15 protein-coding genes are annotated in these 15,933 nt (G+C 63.8%); 6 read left to right on the top strand and 9 right to left on the bottom strand.

Annotated features, from left to right (window positions below; translation table 11 throughout):
- Positions 1 to 46: 46 nt before the first annotated feature.
- From SUTH_RS20210 to SUTH_RS06695, 5 genes are all read left to right on the top strand, one after another.
- Positions 47 to 181 (top strand): hypothetical protein, encoded by a 135-nt coding sequence (locus SUTH_RS20210; RefSeq protein ID WP_269450485.1) that lies wholly within the window; start codon positions 47 to 49, stop codon positions 179 to 181.
- A 132-nt stretch (positions 182 to 313) separates the two neighbouring features.
- A complete protein-coding gene (locus tag SUTH_RS06710; protein WP_084207287.1) occupies positions 314 to 1,588 on the top strand; it encodes a SpoIIE family protein phosphatase in 1,275 nt (424 codons plus the stop codon).
- A gap of 14 nt (positions 1,589 to 1,602) precedes the next feature.
- Positions 1,603 to 2,172, top strand: coding sequence for a SiaB family protein kinase (locus tag SUTH_RS06705; protein ID WP_041098086.1), 570 nt, complete (start codon positions 1,603 to 1,605; stop codon positions 2,170 to 2,172).
- 43 nt (positions 2,173 to 2,215) lie between these two features.
- Positions 2,216 to 2,608, top strand: coding sequence for a DUF1987 domain-containing protein (locus SUTH_RS06700; protein WP_041098084.1), 393 nt, complete (start codon positions 2,216 to 2,218; stop codon positions 2,606 to 2,608).
- Between the two features lie 73 nt (positions 2,609 to 2,681).
- Positions 2,682 to 4,559: a GGDEF domain-containing protein gene (locus SUTH_RS06695; protein WP_231851110.1), complete on the top strand. Its 1,878-nt coding sequence runs from the start codon at positions 2,682 to 2,684 to the stop codon at positions 4,557 to 4,559.
- A 23-nt stretch (positions 4,560 to 4,582) separates the two neighbouring features.
- Here the strand turns inward: SUTH_RS06695 and glmM are convergent, their stop codons facing one another.
- From glmM to SUTH_RS06675, 4 genes are all read right to left on the bottom strand, one after another.
- On the bottom strand, positions 4,583 to 5,938 hold the full coding sequence (gene glmM, locus SUTH_RS06690; RefSeq protein ID WP_041098082.1) for a phosphoglucosamine mutase: 1,356 nt from the start codon (positions 5,936 to 5,938) through the stop codon (positions 4,583 to 4,585).
- 1 nt (position 5,939) lies between these two features.
- Positions 5,940 to 6,770, bottom strand: a complete 831-nt coding sequence (gene folP, locus SUTH_RS06685) for a dihydropteroate synthase (RefSeq protein ID WP_041101846.1) — start codon at positions 6,768 to 6,770, stop codon at positions 5,940 to 5,942.
- A gap of 61 nt (positions 6,771 to 6,831) precedes the next feature.
- Entirely contained in the window at positions 6,832 to 8,712 is a 1,881-nt protein-coding gene (gene ftsH, locus SUTH_RS06680) for an ATP-dependent zinc metalloprotease FtsH (RefSeq protein ID WP_041098080.1), read from the bottom strand.
- A 100-nt stretch (positions 8,713 to 8,812) separates the two neighbouring features.
- Positions 8,813 to 9,463 (bottom strand): RlmE family RNA methyltransferase, encoded by a 651-nt coding sequence (locus tag SUTH_RS06675; protein WP_231851109.1) that lies wholly within the window; start codon positions 9,461 to 9,463, stop codon positions 8,813 to 8,815.
- Positions 9,464 to 9,477: 14 nt separating this feature from the next.
- Between SUTH_RS06675 and SUTH_RS06670 the strand changes: the two genes are divergently transcribed.
- On the top strand, positions 9,478 to 9,870 hold the full coding sequence (locus SUTH_RS06670; protein WP_197539656.1) for a YhbY family RNA-binding protein: 393 nt from the start codon (positions 9,478 to 9,480) through the stop codon (positions 9,868 to 9,870).
- Between the two features lie 3 nt (positions 9,871 to 9,873).
- Here the strand turns inward: SUTH_RS06670 and SUTH_RS06665 are convergent, their stop codons facing one another.
- Genes SUTH_RS06665 through carA form a run of 5 tightly spaced genes read right to left on the bottom strand, consistent with a single transcriptional unit; the run spans position 9,874 to position 15,864 of the window.
- Positions 9,874 to 10,338: a DUF4149 domain-containing protein gene (locus SUTH_RS06665; protein ID WP_041098077.1), complete on the bottom strand. Its 465-nt coding sequence runs from the start codon at positions 10,336 to 10,338 to the stop codon at positions 9,874 to 9,876.
- Complete coding sequence (greA, locus tag SUTH_RS06660; RefSeq protein ID WP_041098075.1) at positions 10,339 to 10,818, bottom strand: transcription elongation factor GreA; 480 nt, start codon at positions 10,816 to 10,818, stop codon at positions 10,339 to 10,341.
- A complete protein-coding gene (carB, locus tag SUTH_RS06655; RefSeq protein ID WP_041098073.1) occupies positions 10,815 to 14,060 on the bottom strand; it encodes a carbamoyl-phosphate synthase large subunit in 3,246 nt (1,081 codons plus the stop codon). The genes greA and carB overlap by 4 nt, the downstream gene beginning before the upstream one ends.
- Before the next feature lie 22 nt (positions 14,061 to 14,082).
- Positions 14,083 to 14,730, bottom strand: a complete 648-nt coding sequence (leuE, locus tag SUTH_RS06650; protein ID WP_041098071.1) for a leucine efflux protein LeuE — start codon at positions 14,728 to 14,730, stop codon at positions 14,083 to 14,085.
- A gap of 3 nt (positions 14,731 to 14,733) precedes the next feature.
- Positions 14,734 to 15,864 carry a glutamine-hydrolyzing carbamoyl-phosphate synthase small subunit gene (gene carA / locus SUTH_RS06645; RefSeq protein ID WP_041098069.1) on the bottom strand — a complete coding sequence of 377 codons (1,131 nt, stop codon included), beginning with the start codon at positions 15,862 to 15,864 and terminating at the stop codon, positions 14,734 to 14,736.
- Between the last annotated feature and the right edge of the window lie 69 nt (positions 15,865 to 15,933).

Below are 15,933 nucleotides of genomic sequence, written 5' to 3'. Positions count from 1 at the left end.
GATAAGCCTGTGGCTGCCCGACGGCCTCTGACTCACGGGAATTTCCATGGATCCGACCTTGCGCAGGACGATTGCACATCCGGCAATGGCCATCGGCAGCGCCCTGCTCTGGGGCATCGTCGAGTTGATCGCCCTGCATCGGGCCCGCCGATCGAGTTCACGCCCGCGATCGGCGGCGTAGCCAGCACGCGGCGCATCGACGACGGACAACAACGTCGCCATGCAGCCATTGCGACGCAACAATTCGGTGATCGAAGCGTAACAATCGAACCCTAGGCTAGACGTTCGCATCAACATTCCTCCGGAGTTCCCCATGTCCGCGCTCGCCTTGGCCGCCTTGCATCCCGCATCAACCGCAAACGCGGCGTCATCCCGTCAGAACGCCCTGACGGCCAGTCTGCTGCTTCCCCTTCCTGCTGCGTCGCCGAACCAGACCAACGACGAGGTATTCGGCATCTTCGACTCGGCACCGAATCTGTCGGCGCTGCCGGTGACGGAAGACGACAGGCCTATCGGCCTGATCAACCGCAACATTTTCATGGATTCCTTTGCCCGACCGTTTCATCGCGAGGTATACGGACGCAAGAGCTGCATTGCCTTCATGGACAAGCAGCCGCTGATCGTCGATGGCGGGATGAGCATCCAGGACCTGAGCTTCCGCGTCGTGGAAAAGGGTGGCAAGACACTCAATGACGGCTTCGTGATCACGATCGACGGCCGTTACGCCGGCATGGGCACCGGGCAGGATCTGGTCCGCGCCATCGCCGGACTGCAGGCGGAGAAGAACCGCATCGTGATGGAAAGCATTGACTACGCCAGCGTCATCCAGCGCTCCTTCCTGCGGCCGTCGCGCGAGGCATTGCGTTCGCAACTGCCGGATCACCTCCTGCTGTGGGAGCCGCGCGACCTGGTGGGCGGCGACTACTTCTATTGCCGCCGCTTCGACGACGGTTTCTTCCTGACCCTGTTCGACTGCACCGGCCACGGCGTCCCCGGCGCCTTCATGACGCTGATCATGGCTTCCTTCATCGACCACGCCCTCACCAACGAGAACCGGCATGATCCGGCGGCGGTGATGGCCGAGGTAAACCAGCGCGTCAAGAGCGCCCTCGGACAAATCGATCATAGCCACAAGAGCGCGGCGAGCAATGACGAACTCGAACACCGCTCGGACGACGGCATGGACGCGGCCTTCTGCTGGGTGGCGACGGCCGAGCGCAGGATCATCTACGCAGGCGCCCATTCGCCGCTGATCCTGCTGCGTCCCGGCGAGGACATCGAGCTGATCGAAGGCGATCGAGCCGGAGTCGGCTACGCCTCGACGCCGATGGACCAGACCTGGCAAAACCATTGCCATCCGGTACCACCGGGTACGGCGGTGTTCCTCGCCACGGACGGACTGGTCGATCAGCCCGGCGGCCCGAAGCGCATTGCCTTCGGCAAAAAGCGCTTGTGCGCCCTGCTGGCCGAGCACCGCAATGCCTCGGCCCTGGCGCCTTTGCGCGCGGTAGTCCTCAAGGCTCTTGAGGACTATCAAGGCACCGAAACGCGTCGCGACGACGTCGGCCTTATCGGCTTTCGCCTCTAAGCGCGGCATCGATCATGAAACTCGATCTGTTCAATGCCTTTCGCACCACCGCCACCGAGAATGGCGTGATCTTCTACTACACCGGCATGTTCTCGCAGAATATCGTCGCCGCCATCGGCGATACGCTCAGGCAGCGCCTCGACAGCGTCAACGCGAGCGGCACCGCGCGCCGCAAGGTGTTTTCCACCTTCATCGAAATGGCGCAGAACATCCTGCACTACGCCCCGGAAACCCCGGAAACCGGCGGCGCCGGCTGTCCGGCCGGCTATGGCGCCCTCGCCGTCGGCCGCAATGACAACGAAAAGTTCTTTGTCGTCTGCGGCAATCCGGTGCGCATGGAGGATGTTTCGCGGCTGCACGAGAAGCTTGAGCCCTTGCGCCAGATGAGCATCGAGGAAATCAAAGCCGCCTACCGGGAACAACTGCGCAACGATGGCCACGCCGGCGATACATCAAGCAAGGGCGCCGGCCTCGGCTTCCTGACCATGGCGCGCGATGCCACCGAGCCGATCGAATACAGCATTGCCTATGCCAGCAAGGCCGAAAACGGCCGCGCCGATCTTTACCTGCGCGCCACCATCTGATCCGCGTCCGCAACGAATAACCGCACCACAGGAGAAATGAGCCATGGAAGATCTGCATATCCCTGCCAGCAATGAAACGCCGGAAATCAGGTTCGAGTTTTCCCGCCATCGCCTCAGCATGCATGGCGAGTCCTATCCGGAGAATGCGATGAGCTTCTACGGCCCGGTCCGGGCGAGCCTCCAGAGCTACCTGGACCAGGTTCCCGCCGACAGCCGGATCGAGGTCGGCATCGGCCTGCGCTACTTCAACAGTTCCAGCACCAAGCTGATTCGCGCCCTTGTCGGCATGCTCGACAAGGCGGCTGAAAACGGGCCTTCGATCTCGGTCGACTGGCTGCATGACGAAGACGACGACATGATGCTGGAGTTCGGCATCGACCTGAAGGAAGAACACCGCTCGCTGAAGTTCAGCACGGTTGTTGTCGAACCGGCCTGACATCAACCGTGCAGGACCCGAGGCAAGACCGGAATCGGCGAAAGCCCCAAAGAGAGGTCAAGACAGCATGAACATGCACAATCGAAGCAACAAGATGACCGAGGACGCAAGTCCCCACGGTGGCGCGCTGCGGCGCCTGATGAGTGATCGCGGCCTGCATTCCGTGTACCAGCCCATCCTGGATGTCCGCAAGGGAAACTACCTTGCCTGCGAGGCGCTGATTCGCGGCCCGGAAGGCTCGGAACTGCATGCGCCGGGTGCCTTGTTCGCCGCCGCCGCCGCGGCCGACTGCACGCATGAACTCGAATGGCTGGCGGTGGAAACCGCCATCGTGCAGTTCGCCGCGCAGCAGTGTGCGCTGCGGCTCTTTCTGAACATGAGCATCAGTTGCCTGCACGCCAGCCGCAAACGCCTGGTTGCGATTCGCCAGGAGCTGCTTCGACTTGGCGTGCCGCCGTCCAGAATCGTCATCGAACTGACCGAAAACGAATCGGTGACCGATTTCTCCGATCTGCAGGAAACCTTGCAGGACTTTCGCCGGATCGGCATCCAGATCGCCATGGACGACATGGGCGAAGGCTTTTCCAATCTGCGCATGTGGTCCGAGGTGCGCCCGGAGTTCGTCAAGATCGACCGCCACTTTGTCACCGGCATCGACACCGATCCGCTCAAGCTGCATTTTGTTCGCGCCATGCACGAGATCGCCGACGCTTGCGGCAGCGCCCTGATCGCCGAAGGCGTGGAAACGGAAGGCCAACTGGCGGTGCTGCGCGACATCGGCATTCCTTACCTGCAGGGCTTCGGCATCGCCCGTCCGCAGCGCGCCATTGCCACCATGCCCAACGTCGACCAACCGATGAACAACAGCATTCTGCTGCTGCCGCTGCGCCCGCAAGCAGGCCGACGGACGCCACGCATCGACCAGATACTGCACGAGGTGAGGTCGGTCTCTCCGGAAACCGACAACGATGCCGTCTACCGCATCTTCGAGCATCAACCGGGGCTCAATGTCGTACCGGTGGTTGCCAACGGCCAGCCGGTGGGGATCATTTCACGCTATTCGCTGATCGACCGCTTTGCCCGTCCGTTTCACCGCGAACTCCATGGCAAGCGGCCTTGCACCATGGTCATGGATCCGCCACTGGTGTTCGATGAAGCGCAAAGCGCGCAGGAAGTCGCGCAGCTTATCGGCAGCTTGCGCAGCACCGAAGCCTGTGATGCCATCATCATTACACGGCAGGGCCGCTATCGCGGCATCGGCTTCCTCCGGGAACTGATGGCGATCATCACCGACATGCAGATTCGCGCCGCCCGCTACGCCAACCCCCTGACCCAGCTTCCCGGCAACGTTCCCATCAACGAACAGATGGATCGACTGATCGAGACGGAGCACGGCTTTGTCGCCGCCTACTGCGATCTTGACCATTTCAAACCCTACAACGACACCTATGGCTACCGGCGCGGCGACCAGATGATCCAGCAGGTGGGTGCGCTGCTTAGCGAAACAACCGCCGATCACCAGGACTTCGTCGGCCACGTCGGCGGCGACGACTTCATCGTACTGATGCAAAGTCGCGACTGGGAAGCGCGGCTGCGACGCGTCATCGAGCAGTTCGACGCCACGCTGCCAAAATATGTGACGAATGCCGAGCATCTTTCGGCGGGCGGCTACTATGGCGAGGACAGACGCGGACAGCCGATTTTCCACGCGCTGCCGGCGCTGTCGATCGGCTGCGTGATCGTACCGCCAGGCGCCTTCGCCAACCACCACGATGTATCGGCGGCCCTCAGCGAAGCAAAGAAGGAAGCCAAACGCCTGCCGGGCAGCGTGCTGTTCATCGAACGCCGCCAATATCGCGGCAGCGCCGGCACGGCGGATGCAGGCCCCGGCATGGACGCCGTGTTGCCAGCGCCGAATCTTCTTGCGGGTATGCCCTGCTTTGCCATGTAGCCGGCGTCTGCCGGCTTGCAGCTCTACTGGCCGAAGGCCTGGCGTACTGCTCCTGCGATGGCCTCGGCCTGACCGAGCACCAGCGCTTCTTCGCGTCCCTCGACCATCACCCGCAGCAGGGGCTCGGTGCCGGAGGGGCGCAACAGCACGCGGCCGCTGCCGTCGAGCATCGCCTCGGCGGATTTCACCGCTGACGTGATGCCGTCGGCGGCGGCCCAGTCGAAACCGGCGGGCATCCTGACGTTGATGAGCTTCTGCGGATACAAGCTCAGATCGGCGCAGGCTTCGCCCAGAGTCTCGCTGGTGGCGCGCAGCGCAGCCAGCACCTGCAGCGCCGCGATGATGCCGTCGCCGGTGGTATGGCGGTCCAGGCAGATGATGTGGCCTGAGTTTTCGCCGCCAAGCTGCCAGCCCTTCTGCTGCATCATTTCCAGCACATAGCGATCGCCGACCTTGGCGCGTCCGACAGCGATGCCCAGCCGGCCCAGCGCATGCTCGAAACCGAGGTTGCTCATCAGCGTGCCGGCAACGCCAGGCACGGACTGGCTGCGCGCCCTGTGGCGGGCAATCACGTAGAGCAACTGGTCGCCGTCGTAGAGCCGGCCCGCCGCGTCGACCATCACCAGACGGTCGCCGTCGCCGTCCAGCGCGATGCCGCAGTCGGCGCGATGTTCCAGCACGGCGCGGCGCAGCGCTTCGGGTGCCGTGGCGCCGACTTCGTGGTTGATGTTGAGGCCATTCGGCGTATCGCCAACGCCGACTGTCTCGGCGCCGAGTTCGTGGAACACGCTGGGGGCGACGTGATAGGCCGCGCCGTGGGCGCTGTCCACCACGATCTTCATGCCGCGCAGGTCGAGGTCGTTGGGAAAGGTGCTCTTGCAGAATTCGATGTAGCGCCCGGCGGCGTCATCGACGCGACGCGCCTTGCCGAGTCTGGCGGAAGGCATGCATGTCATCGGCTGGTCGAGTCGCGCCTCGATGTCGAGTTCCACCGCATCCGGCAGCTTGGTGCCCTGCGCCGAGAAGAACTTGATGCCGTTGTCGTCGTAGGGGTTGTGCGAGGCGGAAATCACCACGCCGGCCTGCAGGCGCAGGGCGCGGGTGAGGTAGGCCACGGCCGGCGTCGGCATCGGCCCGCAGAGCATCACATCGACACCCGCCGCGGAAAATCCGGCCTCCAGCGCGGCCTCCAGCATGTAGCCGGAAATGCGCGTGTCCTTGCCGATCAGCACCGCCGGATGCTCGTTGGCCGGCAGCCCATCGCGCGCCACCAGCGCGGAACCCGCCGCGTAGCCCAGGCGCATGATGAAATCCGGCGTGATCGGCGCCTGGCCGACGCGCCCGCGGACACCGTCGGTGCCGAAATACTTTCTTGCCATTTTAATAATCCTCCACCGCCTGCAATACCGCCAGCGCATCGCGCGTCGCCGCGACATCATGCACGCGTACGATGCGCGCACCGCGTTCGACCGCCAGGACATGCGCCGCGATTCCGGCAAAAATCCGATCGGGCGCCGCGCGCCCAGTCAGCAGGCCGAGCATCGACTTGCGCGACATGCCGACCAGCAGCGGCAGGCCCGGCACCACCAGTTCATCCAGGCGGCGCAGCAGTTCGATGTTGTGCTCCAGCGTCTTGCCGAAGCCGAAGCCCGGATCAACCGCGATCCGGTTCAGGGTAATGCCGGCCGCTTCGGCTGCGGCCACGCGCTCGCCAAGAAACTCAGCCACCTCGACGACGACATCGCTGTAATGCGGATCGTCCTGCATGGTGCCCGGATCGCCCTGCATGTGCATCACGCAGATTCCAGCCTTGCTCGCTGCGACTGTTTCCAGCGCTCCCGGCGCGCGCAGGGCATTGATGTCGTTGATCATGTCGGCGCCGGCCGCCAGCGCAAGCCGCATCACTTCCGGCTTGACGGTGTCGATCGACAGGGGTGTGCCACAATCGCGCAGGGCTTCGAGCACCGGCAGCAGGCGGTCGATTTCCTGCTGTGCCGGCACTGGCGCCGCCCCGGGGCGCGATGACTCGGCGCCGAAATCGAGGATGTGCGCCCCCTCTTCGATCAGGCGCAGGCCCTGGGCAATGGCGGCATCGGTATTGCCCTGCAGCCCGTCGCCGGAAAAGGAATCGTCGGACAGGTTGACGATGCCCATGATCAACGGGCGCCCGGCGTTGAGTACGAAACGGCCGCAGTGGAAATTCTGTGTCATGAAAAAACCGGGGCCGCCGAACCGGTTCTGCTTCGGCGGCCCGTCCGGGCTGTGATAGGAATCAGGCAGGAGCCGGGGCGGTCGGCTCGGGACCCGGCGCACTGTCGCCCCTGGGTGCCGGCGGCGCGCTGGAAGGCTTGGGCGGGCGCGGCGGCAGGCCGGCCATGATGTCGTTGATCTGGTCGGCGTCGATGGTTTCCATCTCCAGCAGGGCTGCCGTCATGGCCTCGACCTTGTCGCGGTTATCTTCCAGCAGCTTGCGGGCACGCGCGTACTGCTCGTCGAGGATGCGGCGGATTTCGTTGTCGACCTTCTGCATGGTCGATTCGGAAACGTTCTTGTGCGTGGTGACGGAGCGGCCGAGGAATATTTCGCCCTCCTCTTCGCCATAGACCATCGGTCCCATGGTGTCGGACATGCCCCATTGCGTGACCATGCGCCGCGCCAGATCGGTGGCGCGCTGGAAGTCGTTCGACGCGCCGGTGGTCATCTGCTGCATGAACAGTTCTTCGGCGATGCGGCCACCGAACAGCACGGTGATGGTGCTGAGCAGGCGTTCGCGATCCTGGCTGTAGCGTTCCTGGTCCGGCAACTGCATGGTCAGGCCGAGCGCGCGGCCGCGCGGGATGATGGTGACCTTGTGCACCGGATCGGTCTTCGGCAGCAGCTTGGCCACCACGGCGTGGCCGGACTCGTGGTAGGCCGTGTTGCGACGCTCCTCCTCGGGCATGACCATGGAACGGCGCTCGGCGCCCATCATGATCTTGTCCTTGGCGCGCTCGAAGTCTTCCATGTCCACCAGGCGCTTATTGCCGCGCGCAGCAAACAGCGCGGCCTCATTGACCAGGTTGGCCAGGTCGGCACCGGAGAAGCCGGGGCAGCCGCGGGCCAGGATCGAGGCGTCGATGTCCGGAGCCACCGGCACCTTGCGCATATGCACCTTGAGAATCTGTTCGCGACCGCGAATGTCGGGTAGCGGCACCACCACCTGGCGGTCGAAGCGACCGGGGCGCAGCAGCGCCGGGTCAAGCACGTCGGGGCGGTTGGTGGCAGCCACCACGATGACGCCGGCGGAGCCTTCGAAGCCGTCCATTTCGACCAGCATCTGGTTCAGGGTCTGCTCGCGCTCGTCGTTGCCGCCGCCCAAGCCCGCGCCGCGCTGGCGACCGACGGCATCGAGTTCATCGATGAAAATGATGCAGGGAGCGGCTTTCTTGGCCTGGTCAAACATGTCGCGCACGCGCGCCGCGCCGACGCCGACGAACATCTCGACGAAGTCGGAACCGGAAATCGAGAAGAACGGCACCTTGGCCTCGCCGGCAATCGCCTTGGCCAGCAGCGTCTTGCCGGTGCCGGGCGAACCGACCAGCAGCACGCCGCGCGGAATGCGGCCGCCGAGCTTCTGGAACTTCGTCGGGTCGCGCAGGAAGTCGACCATTTCGTAGACTTCCTCCTTGGCCTCGTCGCAGCCGGCGACATCGGCAAAAGTGATGGTATTGGACGACTCGTCCATCATCCGCGCCCGGCTCTTGCCGAAGGAGAATGCTCCGCCCTTGCCGCCGCCCTGCATCTGGCGCATGAAGAAGACCCAGACGCCGATAAGGAGCAGCATCGGGAACCACGAAACGAAGATGCTGGTAAGGAAGGACTGCTCTTCCTCGGGCTTGGCAACGACCTTGACGTTGTTCTTGAGCAGGTCGGAGACCATCCACAGGTCGGCAGGCGCATACGTGGTGATGCGCTTGCCGTCGGTGGTGGTGGCTTCGAGGGTGCGGCCCTGGATCACCACCTTGGTGATGCGCCCCTGCTTCACCTCTTCGAGGAACTGCGAGTACTCCAGCGATCCAAGCACGGCCTGACGCGTGTTGAACTGGTTGAAGACGGTCATCAGAACGATGCCGATCACCAGCCAGATCGCCATATTTTTGAACATGTTATTCAAGGTGGAGCCTCTCTTCCCTCGGTCGGGATTACATATCAGTTCATTCTAATGCCGATTCCCAAGCCCTGCAAACCGCAGCGGCCGGTCATCCATGCCTCGATCAGGCCTTTTTACCCCGTGCCAGCAGGTATATCTCGGCGCTGCGATTGCGCGAGGCGGCCGGCTTCCTCATCTGCAGGCTGTCGAACTGCAACTGCAACGCCTTGCGCAACTCCATGAAACCATCACCCTGGAAGACTTTGACCAGCATGTCGCCCCCGGGTTTCAAGTGCAGCGCGCAAAACTCCAGGGTCAGCTCCGCCAGAACCATCACCCGCGCCTGATCGACCATGCCGATACCCGACATATTGGGGGCCATGTCCGACAATACAAGGTCTACCTGGCGGCCATCGAGGGCATCGGACAGCGCCTTCAGGACGGAGTCGTCGTGGAAATCGCCCTGGATGAACTGGACGCCATGTACCGGCTCCATCGGCAGCAGGTCGAGCGCAATCAACCGTCCGCCGGGGGCGATGCGCCTGGCGGCGACCTGCGACCAGCTACCCGGCGCGGAACCGAGGTCGACCACGGTCATGCCGGGCTTCAGCAGCTTGTCCTTGTCGTCGATTTCGATGAGTTTGAATGCCGCGCGCGAACGCCAGCCCTCGGCCCTGGCCCGCTGCACGTAGGCGTCATTGACGTGCTCGGTGATCCAGGCCTTGGTGGTCTTGTTCTTCTTGACCTTCTTGTTGCTCTCGATCTTGCCGCTCACGTTACAATCCCGCCATGACTGAAAATACTGCTCAACTGAGCCCCACCCAGCGTCGCGCCCTGCGGGCCGCCGCGCATCATCTGAATCCTGTCGTATCCATCAGCCAGAAGGGCCTGACACCTTCCGTCCTGGCCGAAATCGACCGTTGCCTCAAGGCCCACGAACTGATCAAGCTGCGACTTTACGGCATTGAACGGGAAGTGCGCGAGGCCCTGTTCATTGAAATCTGCACTGCGCTCAAGTGCGCCGAGGTGCAGCACATCGGCAACCTGCTGGTGCTCTGGCGCGAGAATCCCAAGGATGCCGCGGCTCAGGAGTCGGCGCTGGCGGGACGGCGAAAATCCGAGCCGGCCATCACCAAGAAGCAGGCCGCTGCCCGCACCGAAGCCCGTAACCGCAAGCGCTAGCGTCTAGCGCGCCCTGCCACGTTCCTGCACGATCACGAGCCAGATTCCCAGCAGGGTTTGCACCAGGTAGAGCGCGCTCGACACGCCGTGCCAGGTGGTGAAACGATCCCGCAAGGCGCTTTCCATGACCCGGCGCGGCAAGGCGTCCGCCTGCAACTGGGCTAGTATCGGCTGCACGCCAAAGTGCCCGGCGACCGTCAGGCCGACCATCAGCAGCACGATCCAGAACACGCCGGACTGCAGCGCCCGCCAGCCTTTGACAAACAGCACGAACAGGATCAGGTAAGCGCCACAACCGAGGCCGACCCACGCCGTGACGGTGAACATCGCGCCGGCCAGGTTGCCGGCCACGCTGCGATCCGCCAGCTGGGTAAACAGCACGGGCGCGGCGATGAAGCCGATTGCCAGCAGGCCGCCGACCCAGGCAGCAACCGCGATGCTGTAGAGCGCGGAAGCCAGCTTCCTCATTCAGATGTACTTGACGTCGAGAATCTCGTATTCCCGCCGTCCGCCGGGCGTCTGCACCTCGGCGACGTCGCCGGCGAACTTGCCGATCAGCGCGCGCGCCACCGGGGAGTTCAGCGAAAGCATGCCGGCCTTGATGTCGGCTTCGTCATCGCCGACGATCTGGTAGGTCACGGTAGTGCCGCTGTCCATGTCTTCCAGTTCGACCGTGGCGCCGAACACCACGCGGCCGTCCGCATCCAGTGATGCCGGATCGATGATCTGGGCGTTGCCGAGCTTGCCCTCGACTTCCTTGATGCGGCCTTCGATGAAGCCCTGGCGTTCCTTGGCGGCATCGTACTCGGCGTTCTCCGACAGGTCGCCGTGCGAACGCGCCTCGGCGATGGCTGCGATCACCGCCGGACGATCGACGGCCTTCAGGCGTTGCAGTTCCTTGCGCAGTAGTTCGGCGCCGCGCAGGGTGATGGGAAATTTTCCGCTCATACTTTTAGCTCGGCATGCAAGGCCTGCAACGAATAAGTTTCGAGCCCATCGTGGCGCATGCCTGCGCAGGCGGCGCGGGCGCCTTCGATGGTGGTGAACAGCGTTACCTTGGCGCCCAGCGCGGAGGTACGGATCGAACGCGAATCGGCGATCGCCGTGCGCTTTTCCTCGACCGTATTCACGATCAGCACGATCTCGCCGTTCTTGATCATGTCCACGATATGCGGCCGGCCTTCGGTCACCTTGTTCACCATGCCGACCGGGATGCCGGCCGCCTCGATTGCACCGCCGGTACCGCGCGTGGCAACCAGGGAAAAACCGAGTTCATGCAGCTCGCGCGCAACATCGACGGCTTTCGCGCGGTCGGCCGGCTTGACGCTGATGAAGACTTTTCCGGATTTGGGCAAACGCGTTCCTGCCGCGAGCTGCGACTTGACAAAGGCTTCGCCGAACGTGCGGCCGACGCCCATCACCTCGCCCGTGGACTTCATCTCGGGCCCGAGGATGGTATCGACACCGGGGAACTTGATGAAAGGGAAGACGGCTTCCTTCACCGAAAAATACGGCGGGATGATTTCGCCGGTCACGCCCTGATCGGCCAGGCTGCGCCCGGCCATGCAGCGCGCCGCGATCTTGGCCAGCGGCAGACTGGTGGCCTTGGAAACGAAAGGAACGGTACGCGATGCGCGCGGATTGACTTCCAGCACATAGACCACCGCATCGGCGCCGCTGCCTTGAATGGCGAACTGCACGTTCATCAGGCCGACGACATTGAGGCCCTTGGCCATCATTTCGGTCTGGCGCCGCAGTTCGTCCTGGATTTCCCGCGACAGGGTGAATGGCGGCAGCGAACAGGCGGAATCGCCCGAATGCACGCCTGCCTGCTCGATGTGTTCCATGATGCCGCCGATCAGCACCTGCGTACCGTCGCTCAGGGCATCGACATCGACCTCGGTGGCATCGTTGAGGAAGCGGTCGAGCAGTACCGGAGATGCGAAGGACACCTTGATCGCATCGCGCATGTAGCGTTCGAGGTCCTTCTGCTCATGGACGATTTCCATGGCGCGGCCGCCCAGCACGTAGGAAGGCCGCACCACCAGCGGGTAGCCGATCTCGGCCGCGAGGCGAATCGCGTCGGGCTCGGTGCGCGCCGTGCGATTCGGCGGCTGCTTGAGGCCGAGGTCGTGCAGCAGCTTCTGGAAGCGCTCGCGGTCCTCGGCGGCGTCGATCATGTCGGGGCTGGTGCCGATGATCGGCACGCCGTTGGCTTCGAGTTCGCGCGCCCGCTTCAAGGGCGTCTGGCCCCCGAACTGGACGATGACGCCGGTCGGCTGCTCGACGTGCACGATTTCGAGGATGTCTTCCAGCGTCACCGGTTCGAAATACAGGCGATCCGAGGTGTCGTAGTCGGTGGACACGGTCTCGGGGTTGCAATTGACCATGATGGTCTCGTAACCGTCCTCGCGCATCGCCAGCGCCGCATGCACGCAACAGTAATCGAATTCGATGCCCTGGCCTATTCGGTTGGGGCCGCCGCCCAACACCATGATCTTCTTCTTCGCGGTCGGCCGCGCCTCGCATTCTTCCTCGTAGGTCGAATACATATAGGCGGTCGAAGTCGAGAATTCCGCCGCGCAGGTGTCGACGCGCTTGTACACCGGACGGATGCCGAGTGCATGGCGCAGTTCGCGCACCGCCGTCTCGCCGCTGGCGCCCGCCGCCGGATCGTGAGTGGCGCTGACCAGGGTGCCGATGCGCCGATCCGAAAAGCCCTTGCGCTTGAGATTGCGCAGCGTGGCGGCATCGAGGTCGGCCAGGTTCTGCGATCGCATCCAGCCTTCGGTGGTGATGATGTCTTCGATCTGCACCAGGAACCACGGATCGATTTTTGTCAGGTCGAAGGCCTGTTGCAGCGTGTAGCCCTCGCGGAAGGCCTGGGCCAGGTACCAGATGCGCTGCGGACCGGGGCTGGCCAGTTCGCGGTTGATTTCCTCGCGATCGGCTTCGATCTCGTCGAAGCCATAAACGCTGACTTCCAGCCCGCGCAGCGCCTTCTGCATCGACTCCTGGAAGCTGCGGCCGATGGCCATGACTTCGCCCACCGACTTCATCTGCGTCGTCAGGCGGTCGTTGGCTTGCGGGAATTTCTCGAAGGCGAAGCGCGGCACCTTGGTCACCACGTAGTCGATCGAGGGCTCGAAGGAGGCCGGCGTCGCGCCGCCGGTGATGTCGTTCTTCAGTTCGTCCAGCGTGTAGCCGACGGCGAGCTTGGCCGCCACCTTGGCGATCGGGAAGCCGGTGGCCTTCGAGGCCAGCGCCGAGGAACGCGAGACGCGCGGATTCATCTCGATCACCACCATTGCGCCGGTCTTCGGGTTGATGGCGAACTGTACGTTGGAGCCGCCGGTGTCCACACCGATCTCGCGCAGCACGGCAATGCTGGCGTTGCGCATGATCTGGTATTCGCGGTCGGTCAGCGTCTGCGCCGGCGCGACGGTGATCGAGTCGCCGGTATGGACGCCCATCGGATCGAGGTTCTCGATCGAGCAAACGATGATGCAGTTGTCCTTGCGGTCGCGCACCACCTCCATCTCGTACTCTTTCCAGCCGAGCAGCGACTCTTCGATCAGCAGTTCCTTGGTCGGCGAGGCTTCGAGGCCGCGCTTGCAGATTTCGGCGAACTCTTCCTGGTTGTAGGCGATGCCGCCGCCCGAACCACCCATGGTGAAGGACGGCCGGATGATGGTCGGAAAGCCCATGGCGCCCTGCACCTGCTGCGCTTCCTCCATGCTGTGGGCGATGCCCGAACGCGCCGAACCGAGTCCGATGCGGGTCATCGCCTGCTTGAACTTTTCGCGGTCCTCGGCCATGTCGATGGCCTCACGCGAGGCGCCGATCATTTCGACGCCGTATTTCTCCAGCACGCCATGCTTGGCCAGGTCGAGCGCGCAATTGAGCGCGGTCTGCCCGCCCATGGTCGGCAGCACGGCGTCGGGCCGTTCCTTGGCAATGATGTTTTCCAGTACGCGCCAGGTAATCGGCTCGATGTAGGTGACGTCGGCGGTGCCGGGATCGGTCATGATCGTCGCCGGATTGGAGTTCACCAGGATGACGCGGTAGCCCTCTTCGCGCAGGGCCTTGCAGGCCTGGGCGCCGGAATAGTCGAACTCGCAGGCCTGGCCGATGATGATCGGGCCTGCGCCGATGATCAGGATGCTGTGTATGTCGCTACGCTTGGGCATGACGTTTTGCCTGGTGTGCCTGTCAATTCAGGGTCGAATCGGCGAGTCTGGCGCCGAAACCGATAAACATTGCGCCGACCCCGCCGGTTGCACCGGCGGCCAGCCTGCGCCTGCTGCGGAACTGCTGCGCCAGATGGGCGCCCCCCAGAATCAGCACGGACAGGTACACCCCGCTGATGATCTGGCAGATCAGTCCGAGAATGGCGAAGGACAGCGCCGGATAGGCGTAGCCCGGATCGACAAACTGGATGAAGAAGGAAACGAAGAACATGATGGCCTTGGGGTTCATCAGGCTGATCACCAGCGCGGCATGGAAAGGCCGTGTCGCGTCCACCCGCGACTCCGACGCGGTCGCCTGCTGCCGAACCTGCCACATCGCCCAGGCCGCGCGCAGCAAACCGATGCCCAGCCACGCCAGATACGCTGCACCGACGTACTTGAGCACCATGAACAGTGCCGGGCTGGCCTGCAACAACGAGGCCACGCCGGTCGCCGAGAGCACCATCAGGATCGCATCGCCGACAAAGATTCCACAGGCGCCGAGGTAGCCCGCGCGAACTCCGCGCTGGGACGCCACCGACAGCACATAGAGCGAGTTCGGCCCCGGCAGCAGCACGATGAAAATCGTGCCCAGCACATAGGTCGTCAGGTCGGTAATGCCGTAGACCATGAGCTACTTCGCCGCCATGGACTGGATGAAACGGTCAAAGAGGTAAGCCACATCGTGCGGCCCCGGGCTGGCTTCGGGGTGCCCTTGAAAGCAGAAGGCCGGTCGATCGGTCCAGGCCATGCCCTGCAGGCTGCCGTCGAACAGCGAGACGTGGGTCACCTTGACGTTGGCCGGCAGGGTTGCGGGATCGGCCGCGAAGCCGTGGTTCTGGCTGGTGATCAGCACCTGCCCGGTCTCCAGATCCTTGACCGGATGATTGGCGCCGTGATGACCGAACTTCATCTTCAGGGTCTTGCCGCCCGACGCAAGCGCCATCAGCTGATGGCCGAGGCAGATGCCGAAGAGCGGCAACCGGCGGTCGAGAAATTCGCGGATCGCCGCGACGGCGTAATCGCAGGGTTCCGGATCGCCGGGTCCGTTGGACAGGAAGACGCCATCGGGATTCAGCGCCAGCACTTCTGCCGCGGGTGTTTTGGCGGGGACCACGGTGAGCCGGCAGCCGCGCGAGGCGAGCATGCGCAGGATGTTGCGCTTGACGCCGAAATCGTAGGCGACCACGTGGAAACGGAAGTTGTCCGGCTGCACGAAACCCGCGCCGAGTTTCCATTCACCTTCGCTCCAGGCATAGGACTGCCGCGCGCTGACCACCTGCGCCAGATCCATCCCGGCCAGACCGGGGAAAGCGCGCGCCTTAGCCACGGCGTCGTCGGCGTTCAAATGCTCGCCCGCCATCAGGCAGCCGGCCTGGGCGCCCTTTTCGCGCAGGACGCGGGTCAGCTTGCGGGTGTCGATGTCGGCCAGCCCCAGCACGTTCTCGGCGCGCAGGTAGGCATCGAGCGTCTGCTCGCTGCGGAAATTCGAGGCCAGCAGCGGCAGGTCGCGGATAACGAGGCCGGCGGCATGGATGCGCGCAGATTCGCAGTCTTCGCGATTGACACCGTAGCTGCCGATGTGGGGATACGTGAGGGTGACGATCTGCCGGCAGTAGGACGGATCCGTCAGGATTTCCTGGTAGCCGGAAAGCGCGGTGTTGAACACTACCTCGCCCACGCTGCTGCCGTTGGCGCCGATACCTTTGCCTCTGAACACCGTTCCGTCGGCCAGGGCAAGAAGGGCGGGCGGAAAGTGCGGCACGATGGAGCTCCCGGAACAAGAATATTCGGCAATCGGAACCGGACACCGCTTGAATCACATAGCGCCCGG

The sequence above is a fragment of the Sulfuritalea hydrogenivorans sk43H genome (assembly GCF_000828635.1).
Taxonomy (GTDB): Bacteria; Pseudomonadota; Gammaproteobacteria; order Burkholderiales; family Rhodocyclaceae; genus Sulfuritalea; species Sulfuritalea hydrogenivorans.
The sequence above is the reverse complement of the archived record's forward strand: the minus strand, read 5'-3'. Positions and strand labels throughout refer to the sequence as shown.

Bases quoted from the DNA above. Each gene is read 5' to 3' on its own strand.
- SUTH_RS20210 (WP_269450485.1), top strand. From the start codon at position 47: ATGGATCCGACCTTGCGCAGGACGATTGCACATCCGGCAATGGCCATC.
- SUTH_RS06710 (WP_084207287.1), top strand. From the start codon at position 314: ATGTCCGCGCTCGCCTTGGCCGCCTTGCATCCCGCATCAACCGCAAAC.
- SUTH_RS06705 (WP_041098086.1), top strand. From the start codon at position 1,603: ATGAAACTCGATCTGTTCAATGCCTTTCGCACCACCGCCACCGAGAAT.
- SUTH_RS06700 (WP_041098084.1), top strand. From the start codon at position 2,216: ATGGAAGATCTGCATATCCCTGCCAGCAATGAAACGCCGGAAATCAGG.
- SUTH_RS06695 (WP_231851110.1), top strand. From the start codon at position 2,682: ATGCACAATCGAAGCAACAAGATGACCGAGGACGCAAGTCCCCACGGT.
- glmM (WP_041098082.1), bottom strand. From the start codon at position 5,938: ATGGCAAGAAAGTATTTCGGCACCGACGGTGTCCGCGGGCGCGTCGGC.
- folP (WP_041101846.1), bottom strand. From the start codon at position 6,770: ATGACACAGAATTTCCACTGCGGCCGTTTCGTACTCAACGCCGGGCGC.
- SUTH_RS06670 (WP_197539656.1), top strand. From the start codon at position 9,478: ATGACTGAAAATACTGCTCAACTGAGCCCCACCCAGCGTCGCGCCCTG.
- SUTH_RS06665 (WP_041098077.1), bottom strand. From the start codon at position 10,338: ATGAGGAAGCTGGCTTCCGCGCTCTACAGCATCGCGGTTGCTGCCTGG.
- greA (WP_041098075.1), bottom strand. From the start codon at position 10,818: ATGAGCGGAAAATTTCCCATCACCCTGCGCGGCGCCGAACTACTGCGC.
- carB (WP_041098073.1), bottom strand. From the start codon at position 14,060: ATGCCCAAGCGTAGCGACATACACAGCATCCTGATCATCGGCGCAGGC.
- leuE (WP_041098071.1), bottom strand. From the start codon at position 14,730: ATGGTCTACGGCATTACCGACCTGACGACCTATGTGCTGGGCACGATT.